Below are 14014 nucleotides of genomic sequence, written 5' to 3' on the forward strand. Positions count from 1 at the left end.
TAAATAAACCGTATTGTGATGTTGCTCACGTGAAATTAGCGATCGGAGGATTTGTTTTCATTTGCATGATTCGCATCAGATAATGATTAATTTGATATTGTTGGCGGGTGAATAGCTAAGCAGGATCTGTTGGCATTATTTGGGTTTGTTATTATTTTGTAGAATTTAATGCTTTGACATATTTTGTTATATTGTTGATTCCAAATGATTTATTTGTCCCTGCGGAATGACTATGCATAATTATCAATTAACTATTTTTGACTTAAGAAAAATCAATAAATAATTATGGGATTTAATAGCAAATTATCAAAATGATAAAGTGTGAAGCTGCCCAGGGTTTTATGATGAAGGCAGTACGATCAGCGACTTAGCGCCGCGGTGTCATCATGCCGCGCTGAGGTTATGCATAACAACTGCATAAATGCCTGCGAGGGATTAACAGCAAGTTAACACCGCGCCCGATAAACATGCGCTGGGGCACTACCCCTCACATAATGTGATCCAGCTTAAATTTCCCGCACTCCCTCAACCCTTCCCATTTACCTGCGCTTTTTCTGCGTCATAGTATGATCGTTAAATTAATGAACGCTGTTCTATAATGTAGAACAAAATGATTCAGCAAGGAGATCTCATGCCGCAGTCCGCGTTGTTCACGGGGATCATTCCCCCTGTCTCCACCATATTTACCGCCGATGGCCAGCTCGATAAGCCGGGCACCGCCGCGCTGATCGACGATCTGATCGCCGCAGGCGTTGACGGCCTGTTCTTCCTCGGCAGCGGCGGCGAATTCTCCCAGCTCAGCGCCGAAGAGCGTAAAACCATTGCCCGCTTCGCTATTGATCATGTCGATCGTCGCGTGCCGGTGCTGATCGGCACCGGCGGCACCAACGCCCGGGAAACCATTGAGTTGAGCCAGCACGCCCAGCAGGCGGGTGCGGACGGCATCGTGGTGATCAACCCCTACTACTGGAAAGTGTCGGAAGCGAACCTGATTCGCTACTTCGAACAGGTGGCCGACAGCGTGACGCTGCCGGTAATACTCTATAACTTCCCAGCGCTGACCGGGCAGGATCTGACCCCGGCGCTGGTGAAAACCCTGGCCGACTCGCGCAGCAATATTATCGGCATCAAAGACACCATCGACTCTGTCGCCCACCTGCGCAGCATGATCCACACCGTCAAAGCGGCGCATCCGCACTTCACCGTGCTATGCGGTTACGACGATCATCTCTTTAATACCCTGCTGCTCGGCGGCGACGGGGCGATCTCGGCGAGCGGCAACTTTGCTCCGCAGGTGTCGGTAAATCTGCTGAAAGCCTGGCGGGATAAAGACGTGGCGAAGGCGGCTGAGTATCATCAGACCTTACTGCAAATTCCGCAGATGTATCAGCTGGATACGCCGTTTGTGAACGTGATTAAAGAGGCGATTGTGCTCTGCGGCCGCCCGATTTCCACGCACGTGCTGCCGCCCGCGTCACCGCTGGACGAGCCGCGTAAGGCGCAGCTGAAAACCCTGCTGCAACAGCTCAAGCTCTGCTGAGCAGGACGATGACCATGACCATCGAGAAAATTTTCACCCCGCAGGATGATGCGTTTTATGCGGTGATCACCCATGCGGCGGGGCCGCAGGGGGCGCTGCCGCTGACCCCGCAGATGCTGATGGAATCCCCCAGCGGCAACCTGTTCGGCATGACGCAGAACGCCGGGATGGGCTGGGATGCCAACAAGCTGACCGGTAAAGAGGTGCTGATTATCGGCACCCAGGGCGGCATCCGCGCCGGAGACGGACGCCCGGTCGCGCTGGGCTACCACACCGGGCACTGGGAGATCGGTATGCAGATGCAGGCGGCGGCGAAGGAGATCACCCGCAACGGCGGGATCCCGTTTGCGGCCTTCGTCAGCGATCCGTGCGACGGACGCTCGCAGGGCACGCACGGCATGTTCGACTCCCTGCCGTACCGCAACGACGCGGCGATCGTCTTTCGCCGCCTGATCCGCTCCCTGCCGACGCGCCGGGCGGTGATTGGCGTCGCAACCTGCGACAAAGGGCTGCCCGCCACCATGATCGCCCTGGCCTCGATGCACGACCTGCCGACCATTCTGGTGCCGGGCGGGGCGACGCTGCCGCCGACCGTGGGGGAAGACGCGGGCAAGGTGCAGACCATCGGCGCGCGCTTCGCCAACCATGAACTCTCGTTGCAGGAGGCCGCCGAGCTGGGCTGTCGCGCCTGCGCGTCGCCGGGTGGCGGCTGCCAGTTCCTCGGCACGGCGGGCACCTCGCAGGTGGTCGCGGAAGCGCTGGGTCTGGCGCTGCCGCACTCCGCGCTGGCACCGTCCGGACAGGCAGTGTGGCTGGAGATCGCCCGCCAGTCGGCGCGGGCGGTGAGCGAGCTGGATAACCGCGGCATCACCACGCGCGATATCCTCACCGATAAAGCCATCGAAAACGCGATGGTGATCCACGCGGCGTTCGGCGGCTCGACCAATTTACTGCTGCACATTCCGGCCATCGCCCACGCGGCGGGCTGCACTATTCCGGATGTTGAACACTGGACGCGCATCAACCGTAAGGTGCCGCGCCTGGTGAGCGTGCTGCCCAACGGCCCGGACTACCATCCGACCGTACGGGCGTTCCTCGCCGGCGGCGTGCCGGAGGTGATGCTCCACCTGCGCGATCTCGGGCTGCTGCACCTGGACGCCATGACCGTGACCGGCCAGACGGTGGGCGAGAACCTCGACTGGTGGCAGGCGTCCGAGCGACGTAAGCGCTTCCGCCAGTGCCAGCGGGAGCAGGACGGCGTGGATCCGGATGACGTGATCCTGCCGCCGGAGAAGGCAAAAGCGAAAGGGCTGACCTCGACGGTCTGCTTCCCGACGGGCAACATCGCGCCGGAAGGATCGGTGATCAAGGCCACGGCGATCGACCCGTCTGTGGTGGGTTACGATGGCGTTTACCGCCACACCGGCAGGGCGCGGGTGTTTGTCTCGGAAGCGCAGGCGATTAAGGCCATCAAGCGGGAAGAGATTAAGCAGGGCGATATCATGGTGGTGATCGGCGGCGGCCCGTCCGGCACCGGCATGGAAGAGACCTACCAGCTTACCTCCGCGCTGAAGCATATCTCGTGGGGCAAAACGGTGTCGTTAATCACCGATGCGCGCTTCTCGGGGGTATCGACAGGCGCCTGCTTCGGCCACGTGTCGCCGGAGGCGCTGGCGGGCGGGCCGATTGGCAAGCTGCGCGACAACGACATCATCGAGATTGCGGTCGACCGCCTGACCCTGACGGGCAGCGTCAACTTTATCGGCACCGCGGACCACCCGCTGACGCCGCAGGAGGGGGCCCGCGAGCTGGCGCTGCGGCAGACGCACCCGGATCTGCACGCTCACGACTTTTTGCCGGACGATACCCGGCTGTGGGCGGCACTGCAGTCGGTCAGCGGCGGCACCTGGAAAGGCTGTATTTATGACACTGATAAAATTATCGAGGTAATTAACGCCGGTAAAAAAGCGCTCGGTATTTAATTATTTTTCACGCGATTGTCGTCTACGGAATATAGTCCGTGGACGGCTTTTGCTTTTCTGTTTTTTGTCAATTTAAACAATAGGTTGCGATATATCGCTGGCGTCACAAAAGCAAAATAACGTAATTCAGAAATAAGATATGACCATTGCTGGTTAATTGAACAGCTCATTACACTCCATTAACACGATGTTGTAATTCAGCACACTACATAAGGGTGTAATTCTGATGACGCAATTAACCATGAAAGACAAAATTGGCTACGGGCTCGGTGATACCGCCTGCGGCTTCGTCTGGCAGGCCACCATGTTCCTGCTGGCCTATTTCTACACTGACGTCTTCGGCCTGTCGGCGGGGATTATGGGCACGCTGTTTTTAATCTCCCGTGTGCTGGATGCCGTTACAGACCCGCTAATGGGGCTGCTGGTGGACCGCACCCGCACGCGGCACGGTCAGTTCCGCCCGTTCCTGCTGTGGGGCGCCATCCCGTTTGGCATCGTCTGCGTACTGACCTTCTACACGCCGGACTTTTCCGCGCAGGGCAAAATCATCTATGCCTGCGTGACCTATATTCTCCTGACCCTGGTCTACACCTTCGTTAACGTGCCGTACTGCGCCATGCCGGGCGTCATTACCGCCGACCCGAAAGAGCGCCATGCCCTGCAGTCCTGGCGCTTTTTCCTCGCGGCGGCGGGCTCGCTCGCCATCAGCGGTATCGCGCTGCCGCTGGTGAGTATCATCGGCAAAGGGGACGAGCAGGTGGGCTATTTCGGCGCCATGTGCGTGCTGGGCCTGACCGGCGTGGTGCTGCTCTACGTCTGCTTCTTCACCACCAAAGAGCGCTACACCTTTGAGGTGCAGCCGGGCTCGTCGGTGGCGAAAGATCTCAAACTGCTGCTCGGCAACGGCCAGTGGCGCATCATGTGCGCGTTCAAGATGATGGCGACCTGCTCCAACGTGGTGCGCGGCGGGGCGACGCTCTACTTCGTGAAATACGTGATGGATCACCCGGAGATGGCGACCCAGTTTTTACTCTACGGCAGCCTCGCCACCATGTTCGGCTCGCTCTGCTCCTCCCGCCTGCTGGGCCGCTTCGACCGCGTCACCGCCTTTAAGTGGATCATCGTCGCTTACTCGCTGATCAGCCTGCTGATTTTCATCACCCCGGCCGAGCATATCGCGCTGATTTTCGCCCTCAACATTCTGTTCCTGTTCGTCTTTAACACCACCACGCCGCTGCAGTGGCTGATGGCCTCTGACGTGGTGGATTACGAGGAGAGCCGTAGCGGGCGCCGCCTCGACGGGCTGGTGTTCTCCACCTACCTGTTCAGCCTGAAGATTGGCCTGGCGATTGGCGGGGCGGTGGTGGGCTGGATCCTGGCGTACGTCAACTACTCCGCCAGTAGCAGCGTGCAGCCGGTCGAGGTGCTCACCACCATCAAAATTCTGTTCTGCGTGGTGCCGGTGGTGCTCTACGCGGGCATGTTCATCATGCTGTCGTTCTACAAGCTCACCGATGCCCGCGTGGAGGCCATCAGCCAGCAGCTGATCAAGCACCGCGCGGCGCAGGGCGAGGCCGTTCCCGACGCCGCGACAGCCGCATCCCATTAACCGGAGGCACTATGCAAATCACTAACCCCATTCTGACCGGCTTCAACCCGGACCCGTCCCTGTGCCGCCAGGGCGAGGACTACTACATCGCCACCTCGACCTTCGAGTGGTTCCCGGGCGTGCGCATCTATCACTCCCGCGACCTGAAAAACTGGTCGCTGGTCAGCACCCCGCTGGACCGCGTGTCGATGCTGGACATGAAGGGCAACCCGGACTCCGGCGGCATCTGGGCGCCGTGCCTGAGCTACGCCGACGGCAAATTCTGGCTGCTCTATACCGACGTGAAGATTGTCGACTCGCCGTGGAAAAACGGCCGTAACTTCCTCGTCACCGCGCCGTCCATCGAGGGGCCGTGGAGCGAGCCGATCCCGATGGGCAACGGCGGGTTTGACCCGTCCCTGTTCCACGACGACGATGGCCGCAAGTACTACCTCTACCGCCCGTGGGGGCCGCGCCACCACAGCAACCCGCACAACACCATCGTGCTGCAGGAATTCGATCCGCAGACCGGCACGCTCTCGCCCGAGCGCAAAACGCTGTTTACCGGCACGCCGCTCTGTTACACCGAGGGCGCGCACCTGTATCGCCACGCGGGATGGTACTACCTGATGGTCGCAGAAGGCGGCACCAGCTACGAGCACGCCGTCGTGGTGCTGCGTTCCAAAAACATCGACGGGCCGTACGAGTTGCACCCGGACGTGACGATGATGACCAGCTGGCACCTGCCGGAGAACCCGCTGCAGAAGAGCGGCCACGGCTCGCTGCTGCAGACCCACACGGGGGAGTGGTTCATGGCCTTCCTCACCAGCCGCCCGCTGCGCCTGCCCGGCGTGCCGCTGCTGGCCTCCGGCGGGCGTGGCTACTGCCCGCTGGGGCGCGAGACCGGTATCGCCCGCATTGAATGGCGCGACGGCTGGCCGTACGTGGAAGGCGGCAAGCACGCGCAGCTGACCGTGAAAGGCCCGCAGGTAGCCGAGCAGCCTGTCGCCGTTCAGGGCAGCTGGCGGGAGGATTTCGACGCCAGTTCGCTTGACCCGGAGTTGCAGACCCTGCGCATTCCGTTCGACGACACCCTCGGCTCGCTCACCGCGCGCCCGGGCTTCTTACGGCTCTACGGCAACGACTCGCTCAACTCGACCTTCGCCCAGTCAACCGTGGCGCGTCGCTGGCAGCACTTTACCTTCCGGGCCGAGACGCGGATGCAGTTCTCGCCGGTCCACTTCCAGCAGAGCGCGGGGCTGACCTGCTACTACAACAGCAAAAACTGGAGCTACTGCTTTGTGGACTACGAGGAGGGGCAGGGAAGAACCATTAAGGTGATTCAGCTCGACCACAACGTGCCGTCGTGGCCGCTGCACGAGCAGCCCATTCCGGTGCCGGAGCATGCGGAGAGCGTCTGGCTGCGGGTGGACGTGGATAAGCTGGTCTACCGCTACAGCTACTCGTTCGACGGCGAGACGTGGCATACCGTGCCGGTCACCTATGAGGCGTGGAAGCTGTCGGACGACTACATCGGCGGGCGCGGCTTCTTCACCGGCGCGTTTGTGGGGCTGCACTGCGAGGATATCAGCGGCGACGGCTGTCACGCGGACTTCGACTACTTCACCTACGAGCCGGCCTAAAGGCTCAGGCCGGGTAGCCCAGCGCGCGTGAGAGCTGGAGCCCGGCCTGCTGAAGCTGCTCGCGGAAACTCGCCAGCCCGGCATCGTCCACGCGGGAGGTCAGCGTCGACAGGCTCAGGGCAGCAATCACGCGGGACTCGTGGTTCCACACCGGCACCGCCACGCAGCGCACGCCCTGCTCGTTCTCTTCGCTATCCAGGGCGTAACCCTGCTCGCGGGTCTGCGCCAGGGCGCTCATTAAGGCTTCGCGAGAGGAGAGAGTGGCGGGAGTAAAGGTGGTGTACTGATAGCCCTCCAGCAGGGCGTTAAGCTCGGCCTCGCCCAGCCAGGCAATCAGCACCTTGCCGATGGCGGTGGCGTGAACCGGCAGACGGCGGCCGATGCGCGAATAGGCGATGGCAGCCAGCTTGCCTTCAATCTTCTCGATATAGACCCCTTCACGCCCGTCCAGGATCCCCAGATGGGTGGTCTGCCCGGTCCGCTGGGACAACTCCGTCAGCCAGCCTTTCGCCTTCTGACGAATATCGATGGAGCCCACGACAAAATGGCCGCGCTCGACCAGCTTCATGCCGAGGCGATACTTACCGTTCTCCGGGTTCTGATCGATATAGCCGTGAAGCTGCAGGGTTTTCAGCAGCGAGTGGAGGGTACTCTTGTTCAGCCCCATCAGTTTGCTGATGTCGGTGATCTTAAGCTCGGTAGCCTGCTCGTTGAACAGGTCGAGGATCTGCAATGCACGTTCAACAGACTGAATAATCGGCATAATGCTGGCATGTCCACGCTGGAATTAAGGCGAAAACGTACCTTTTTCGGGGGGAAAAATCAATGAAATGGAGCTGGCCTGATCCGCCCGGCGGCGCTACGCTTGCACGGGCCTACGGGTCGTGTAGGCCGGGTAAGCGCAGCGCCACCCGGCAAGAAAGGCGGCTACATTATTGTTAGCGGGGAGCGTCAATTATTATCCCGAGCGGCGACAGACTGGATTTTCCAGAGTCCATCTTCTTTAACCATGCAATCAATAACTGTGTGCTGAGTCTTTTTGCCAAACGTGATATTCACGTTTACACAGACCGGGTCTGAATCATACGAATCAATAGCCACATTCTCAGCCCAGTCCTCGCCGATATACTGCGATTTAATAAAAAAATCCGCCTCGTAAAATTCAGCGTCGGCATACCGGGGATCGTCTGCATGACGTAATTTTTTCATCGTACTGGTCGTAACGAACTTATCGATTTCATTTCCCTGTTGAATAGGATAACGATCGTTGTTCACTTGTTTGATGTACCAGCGATTGAATTCAAGGGCGCGCTGCATCGGTATCTGAAAATCTTCGGCCCCCAATGCGGCTGTGCTGAATAACACAAGAAAGATGAGTTTATTCATTCTAATAATGCCTGTATAAGGTTACGGCTGGCTGGAGTTGGCGATAGGTTGGCCCCGGGTACAGTGTTCTCTGTTTAAAATCTGAATACCAGGTTCCAGCGCCATCGTAAATGCAGACATGCCCGTACTGATTCGGGCCGGGCAAGGCATCAATCACCGCGATATCCCCCTCTATAGGGGTACCATAAACTTTTGTGAACCCTGCTTTTTCAAGTGAACGCCAAAAATCCTTAGCGTTTGCCCCTTCGATTTTAAGCCCTCCGGCTCGAATGGCGGCGGCGATTGCGCGGGCGCAATAGTGTCCAGTATGGGTTAGTGCGTGGCTACGAGCATATGACACAGCTTCATGTTTATTCCATGACATAAATGATCCTTATTAAAGAAATGCAGCAATAAGGAAATATTACGCCGGTAATATACGGTGATTTGTAATTGATAATGACCTGATATTAACCATTATCTACTCAGTAAATAATGGTTAATAAAAACATACATGCATATTATGATTGGTGTATATCTGAGAGTGCGTCAGCGAAATAAAATTTTTATACCAGTAAACGGGAAATGATTATCTGCTGAGGAATTATTCAGCAGATAATCACCATCTCAAAATGGGAGAGAGGATTATTCCCCAAGCGTCGCCACCATCACCGCTTTAATCGTATGCATCCGGTTTTCCGCCTGGTCGAACACAATGCTCGCCGCCGACTCGAACACCTCGTCCGTCACTTCCATCCCGCCGTGCAGGTCGAACTCCTTCGCCATCTGCTTGCCGAGCGTGGTCTGGTCGTCATGGAACGCCGGCAGACAGTGCAGGAACTTCACGTCCGGGTTGCCGGTTAGCGCCATCATCTGCGCGTTCACCTGATACCCGCGCAGCAGCGCGATCCGCTCCGCCCACTTCTCTTTGGCTTCGCCCATCGACACCCACACGTCGGTATAGATAAAGTCCGCGCCCTTCACGCCCGTCGCCACGTCTTCCGTCAGGGTGATCTTCCCGCCGTGCTTCTCCGCCAGTGCGCTGCACTCCGCCACCAGGCTCTCTTCCGGCCAGCAGGCTTTCGGGGCCACCAGGCGCAGATCCAGCCCGGTCAGCGCTGCCGCTTCCAGCATCGAGTTGCCCATGTTGTTGCGCGCGTCGCCTGCGTAGACCAGCGTCATCTCGTTAAACGCCTTGCCCGGCAGGTGCTCCTGCATGGTCAGCAGGTCCGCCAGCAGCTGCGTCGGGTGGAACTCGTTGGTCAGCCCGTTCCACACCGGCACGCCCGCGTACTGCGCCAGCGTTTCGACCACTTCCTGGCCGTGGCCGCGATACTGAATGCCATCGTACATCCGCCCGAGCACGCGCGCGGTGTCCTTAATTGACTCTTTATGCCCAATCTGGCTGCCGCTCGGCCCTAAATAGGTAACGCGCGCGCCCTGGTCAAATGCGGCAACTTCGAAAGAGCATCGTGTACGGGTTGAGTCTTTTTCGAAGATGAGCGCGATGTTTTTACCGGTAAGCTTTTGTACTTCCTTGCCATTTTTTTTGTCGGCTTTGAGCTGTGCGGCAAGGGTCAGCAGAGAAGTGAACTGTGCAGGGGTAAAGTCGAGCAATTTCAGAAAGTGTTTCTTGTACAGATCAGACATTTTATCCTCACATGGCGAACGCCACTTATTGAATTAAAATTCACTTTATATGTGTAATTATTCATTTGCAACCCCGTTTCACAAATCTTTCCAACAAAGGTGGAGGCAAACCCGTCCGTGTGTGAAAATAGAAGTATCTGCCGCACTTTAAAGAGGATTGAGCCATGGCAAACCCGGAACACCTGGAAGAGCAACGCGAAGAGACGCGTCTGATTATTGAAGAACTGCTGGAAGACGGTAGCGATCCGGACGCGCTGTACACCATCGAGCACCATTTCTCTGCGGATGATTTCGACGCGCTGGAAAAAATGGCGGTAGAAGCCTTCAAGCTGGGTTACGAAGTGACCGAGCCGGAAGAGCTGGAAGTGGAAGAGGGCGACACCGTCATCTGCTGCGACATCCTGAGCGAAGGCGCGCTGAAGGCGGAGCTGATCGACGCGCAGGTCGAACAGCTGATGAACCTGGCCGAGAAGTTTGACGTGGAATACGACGGCTGGGGAACCTACTTCGAAGATCCGAACGGTGAAGACGGCGAAGAAGGCGACGACGAAGATTACATCGACGAAGACGACGACGGCGTGCGTCACTAAGCGTTTCAGGCGGTGGCCCGCGCCACCGCTTTTTCAAGGCAGAACCATGGATTACCCGCAGATACTCGCCCCCGTACTCAACTTCCTCCAGTGCCCGACCCCGCAAGCATGGATTGATAAAGCCCGCGACCCGGCGAACCTGCCGCTGCTGCTCACCGACCACATGGTGTGCGAGCTCAAGGCCGCCCAGACCGCGCTGCTGCTGGTGCGTAAATACGTCGCCGACGAAAGCGGTGCCGACGCGTTGCTCGACTGGCTCAAGCCCTACGAACAGTTCACCTTCCGCGATGGCCCGGAGCCGGACTTCATCGCCCTGCACAGGCAGATTGGCAAAAGCGTGATGCCCAAAACCGACGACCCGTGGGGCCAGGCGCTCATCGACAGCATGGTGCTGCTGATTAAAGAGGAGCTGCACCACTTCTGGCAGGTGCGCGAGGCGATGGTGGCCCGCGACATCCCATACGTCAAAATCACCGCCAGCCGCTACGCCAAAGGGATGCTGAAGGAAGTGCGCACTCACGAACCGCTGACGCTGATCGACAAGCTTATCTGCGGCGCCTACATCGAAGCCCGCTCCTGCGAACGCTTCGCCGCGCTGGCCCCGTTCCTCGACGACGACCTGCAGAAGTTTTATCTCTCGCTGCTGCGCTCGGAAGCGCGCCATTATCAGGACTACCTGACGCTGGCTCAGCAGGTGAGCGACGACGATATCTCACCGCGGATAAAGCTTTTTGGCGAAATTGAAGCCACACTTATCTCGACACCGGACAACGAGTTTCGCTTCCACAGCGGCGTGCCGGTGTAAACCGGCATAGCGAAAGGATAAGGATGCGAGATGAATAAAACGTGGACCCGTATTGTGATTGTCGTCATCGCGGCCGCCGCCGTGGCGTTCTGGGTGTACTTCGACAAACAGCGTATGCAGCGCACCCCTGAGCAGCAGCTTGATACCACCCTCAACACCATGCCCGCCTGGCAGGTGATAAAAGAGCAGGAACCCGCGTTCCAGAAGCGCATCCGCGAGCAGATCCTCACCATGCAGAAAGCGGGCGAGTCTGAACAGCACATCATCGACGTCATCCAGCCGCAGATTTTGACCCTGCAGATGTCGCGCCTGCAGCATGCCCCGGACGCCAACGTGGTGGATTATATGAAGGCCAATATGGAGCAGACTGCCGCCATCCAGAAGGTGAGCGACGACGCCTGTTTCCGCTTCCTCTACCCGGCGGTGAAGGGGGGCGTTAACCCGATGCGGGTGCTGGATAAAGAGATGATGGCCCGGCGCATGCAGGCCGACGCCGACATGATGCGCGCGGCCTACGGCAAAAACAGCCACACCGTGACCCCCGCCGAACGCGAGGCGGCCGTCGAGGATGTGCGACCGATTATGAAGCAACTTGCCGATAAGTACGGCGAGGACATCCAGCTGCTGCAAATACCCGAGAAGGCGGTGGGCAAAGAGAAGCTCTCCTGCGATATGGTGCAGGAGATGTGGGCCAAGGTGCTGGCGCTGCCGGAGCAGAAGGCGGCGAGGGTGATTCGGCTGGCGGTGTCTGAGCTGGACTGACGGTAGCGCTGGTTTTTTGGGCACTTAGCGCGGGTTTAGCGCGTCGTCGCTTGCATGGCGGCGCGCGACAGGTATAATCCACAACGTTTCCGCATCCCCTTCAGTGCCGAAGTGGCGAAATCGGTAGACGCAGTTGATTCAAAATCAACCGTAGAAATACGTGCCGGTTCGAGTCCGGCCTTCGGCACCATAAGATGTGAATTAAAGTCGCTTTAGGGCGGCTTTTTTTGTATCTGAATCCACGCAAATTTTTTCTTCCAGCAGAAGACAATCTGATTCAACCAACATCAAATTTATTGTGTGTATAGAAACGAATATATTTTAGTTCAATAATTTTATATTTATGCATCAGCATTTCGGTGATTTTAAATGAATAATTTTCTTAATCTGGATGCTTTCCGCTTTACCCTGGAAAAGGAATGTATGCTGTCCCGCATGGTTTAAACATCTCGCTTCTGCTGTAACGAACCCCAAACTCTTTCCATCGTTGATTAACTTGCTGTGACTTTGGTCATTGCTCCGGAAGCTTCAGATAGTTAAAGTAAAAATTATGTTCCTAAAATGTATGTGCAGGCCAGCATAACAATGATGAATAAATCCAATTTTGAGTTCCTGAAGGGCGTGAACGATTTCACCTATGCCATCGCTTGCGCGGCGGAAAATAACTACCCGGATGATCCCAATACGGCGCTGGTAAAAATGCGTATGTTTGGCGAAGCGACGGCAAAACATCTTGGCCTGCTGCTGGATATTCCTCCCTGTGAAAATCAGCACGAACTCCTGCGTGAGCTTGGCAAAATTGCCTTCGTTGACGACAGCATTCTTTCCGTGTTCCATAAATTACGTCGTATTGGTAACCAGGCTGTCCACGAATACCATAACGATCTTGATGATGCTCAGATGTGCTTAAGGCTGGGCTTTCGGCTGGGGGTCTGGTACTACCGTTTGGTTACGAAAGATTATGACTTCCCTGTGCCTGTTTTTGTTTTACCGGAGCGTGGAGAAAATCTTTACCGTCAGGAAGTACTGACGTTAAAACAAAAGCTAGAAGAGCAGTCACGTGAGAAAGCACTCAGTCAGGCTGAACTCGAAGCACAGCAGCAGAAACTGATTGCTCTGAACGGCTATATTGCCATTCTTGAAGGTAAGCAGCAGGAAACTGAAGCACAGACATTGGCTCGTTTCTCAGCTCTGGAAGCGCAGTTAGCTGAGAAAAATGCGAAGCTTGCTAAGCTCACGGAACAGGAAAGAAAAGCCTACCATAAAGAAATCACCGACCAGGCCGTCAAGCGTACACTGAATCTCAGTGAAGAGGAGAGTCGCTTCCTGATTGACGCTCAGTTACGTAAAGCGGGTTGGCAGGCGGATAGTAAAATGCTGCGCTTTGCCAAAGGTGCTCGCCCGGAACCGGGTATCAATAAAGCGATTGCCGAATGGCCTACGGGTATAGATGAAACGGGTAAGCAAGGATTTGCGGATTATGTTCTGTTCGTTGGCCTCAAGCCCATCGCCGTTGTCGAAGCAAAACGTAAAAATATTGATGTTCCCGGCAAGCTGAATGAGGCTTATCGATACAGTAAATATTTCGATAATGCGTTTTTGCGCGATACGCTTTTGAAGCTATTTACCCCCGACGATATACACGAAGCCCTACCGGTTTACGAAATCAGCTGGCAAGATTCCAGCGGAACACAGCGCTTTAAAATCCCCTTCTGCTACTCCACCAACGGGCGCGAATACCGCGCGGCGATGAAGACCAAAAGCGGTATCTGGTATCGCGACGTCCGCCACACCACCAATATGTCGAAAGCGCTGCCGGAATGGCATCGCCCGGAAGAGCTGCTGGCAATGCTGGGCAGCGACCCGCAGAGACAAAATCAGTGGTTTGCCGAAAACCCCGGAATGAGCGAGCTGGGCCTGCGCTATTACCAGGAAGATGCCGTCCGCGCGGTGGAACAGGCTATCGTAAACGGTCAGCAACACATCCTGCTGGCAATGGCGACCGGTACCGGTAAAACCCGTACCGCCATTGCTTTAATGTTCCGCCTGATCCAGTCGCAGCGTTTCAAACGCGTCTTGTTCCTGGTTG

General features: G+C 56.9%; 13 protein-coding genes and 1 tRNA gene. 9 read left to right on the top strand and 5 right to left on the bottom strand.

What is annotated here, in order from left to right:
- Nucleotides 1–631 precede the first annotated feature (631 nt).
- From yagE to LDK53_RS11210, 4 genes are all read left to right on the top strand, one after another.
- The gene (gene yagE / locus LDK53_RS11195; RefSeq protein ID WP_126800561.1) at nt 632–1540 is read left to right on the top strand and encodes a 2-keto-3-deoxygluconate aldolase; all 909 of its coding nucleotides are present in this window, start codon (nt 632–634) and stop codon (nt 1538–1540) included.
- Between the two features lie 14 nt (nt 1541–1554).
- The gene (gene yagF / locus LDK53_RS11200) at nt 1555–3522 is read left to right on the top strand and encodes a xylonate dehydratase YagF (protein WP_225287228.1); all 1968 of its coding nucleotides are present in this window, start codon (nt 1555–1557) and stop codon (nt 3520–3522) included.
- Between the two features lie 226 nt (nt 3523–3748).
- Nucleotides 3749–5131 carry an MFS transporter gene (locus LDK53_RS11205; RefSeq protein WP_025759891.1) on the top strand — a complete coding sequence of 461 codons (1383 nt, stop codon included), beginning with the start codon at nt 3749–3751 and terminating at the stop codon, nt 5129–5131.
- Nucleotides 5132–5142: 11 nt separating this feature from the next.
- Complete coding sequence (locus LDK53_RS11210) at nt 5143–6753, top strand: glycoside hydrolase family 43 protein (protein ID WP_225287229.1); 1611 nt, start codon at nt 5143–5145, stop codon at nt 6751–6753.
- A gap of 4 nt (nt 6754–6757) precedes the next feature.
- Here the strand turns inward: LDK53_RS11210 and xynR are convergent, their stop codons facing one another.
- The 5 genes from xynR to argL form a co-directional block, all read right to left on the bottom strand.
- Nucleotides 6758–7516, bottom strand: coding sequence for a DNA-binding transcriptional repressor XynR (gene xynR, locus LDK53_RS11215; protein WP_225287230.1), 759 nt, complete (start codon nt 7514–7516; stop codon nt 6758–6760).
- 188 nt (nt 7517–7704) lie between these two features.
- The gene (locus LDK53_RS11220; RefSeq protein WP_199129155.1) at nt 7705–8139 is read right to left on the bottom strand and encodes a DUF3828 domain-containing protein; all 435 of its coding nucleotides are present in this window, start codon (nt 8137–8139) and stop codon (nt 7705–7707) included.
- Nucleotide 8140: 1 nt separating this feature from the next.
- On the bottom strand, nt 8141–8503 hold the full coding sequence (locus LDK53_RS11225) for a hypothetical protein (RefSeq protein ID WP_047742969.1): 363 nt from the start codon (nt 8501–8503) through the stop codon (nt 8141–8143).
- 260 nt (nt 8504–8763) lie between these two features.
- On the bottom strand, nt 8764–9768 hold the full coding sequence (argF, locus tag LDK53_RS11230) for an ornithine carbamoyltransferase (RefSeq protein ID WP_225287231.1): 1005 nt from the start codon (nt 9766–9768) through the stop codon (nt 8764–8766).
- The gene (gene argL / locus LDK53_RS11235; protein WP_213014347.1) at nt 9738–9833 is read right to left on the bottom strand and encodes a putative translational regulatory protein ArgL; all 96 of its coding nucleotides are present in this window, start codon (nt 9831–9833) and stop codon (nt 9738–9740) included. Before argL ends, argF begins: the two co-directional genes overlap by 31 nt.
- A 99-nt stretch (nt 9834–9932) precedes the next feature.
- On the opposite strand from argL, the gene rraB reads away from it, so the two are divergent.
- The 5 genes from rraB to LDK53_RS11260 form a co-directional block, all read left to right on the top strand.
- Nucleotides 9933–10358, top strand: coding sequence for a ribonuclease E inhibitor RraB (gene rraB / locus LDK53_RS11240; protein WP_025759886.1), 426 nt, complete (start codon nt 9933–9935; stop codon nt 10356–10358).
- Between the two features lie 46 nt (nt 10359–10404).
- Complete coding sequence (miaE, locus tag LDK53_RS11245; protein WP_025759885.1) at nt 10405–11163, top strand: tRNA isopentenyl-2-thiomethyl-A-37 hydroxylase MiaE; 759 nt, start codon at nt 10405–10407, stop codon at nt 11161–11163.
- 30 nt (nt 11164–11193) lie between these two features.
- Entirely contained in the window at nt 11194–11925 is a 732-nt protein-coding gene (locus tag LDK53_RS11250; protein WP_095449576.1) for a topoisomerase II, read from the top strand.
- A 105-nt stretch (nt 11926–12030) separates the two neighbouring features.
- Nucleotides 12031–12115: transfer RNA gene (locus LDK53_RS11255), tRNA-Leu, on the top strand.
- Nucleotides 12116–12510: 395 nt separating this feature from the next.
- The coding region (locus tag LDK53_RS11260; protein ID WP_225287232.1) for a DEAD/DEAH box helicase family protein at nt 12511–14014 on the top strand (1504 nt) is incomplete at its 3' end.

The sequence above is a fragment of the Enterobacter sp. K16B genome (genome assembly GCF_020216105.1).
Lineage (GTDB): Bacteria > Pseudomonadota > Gammaproteobacteria > Enterobacterales > Enterobacteriaceae > Enterobacter > Enterobacter sichuanensis.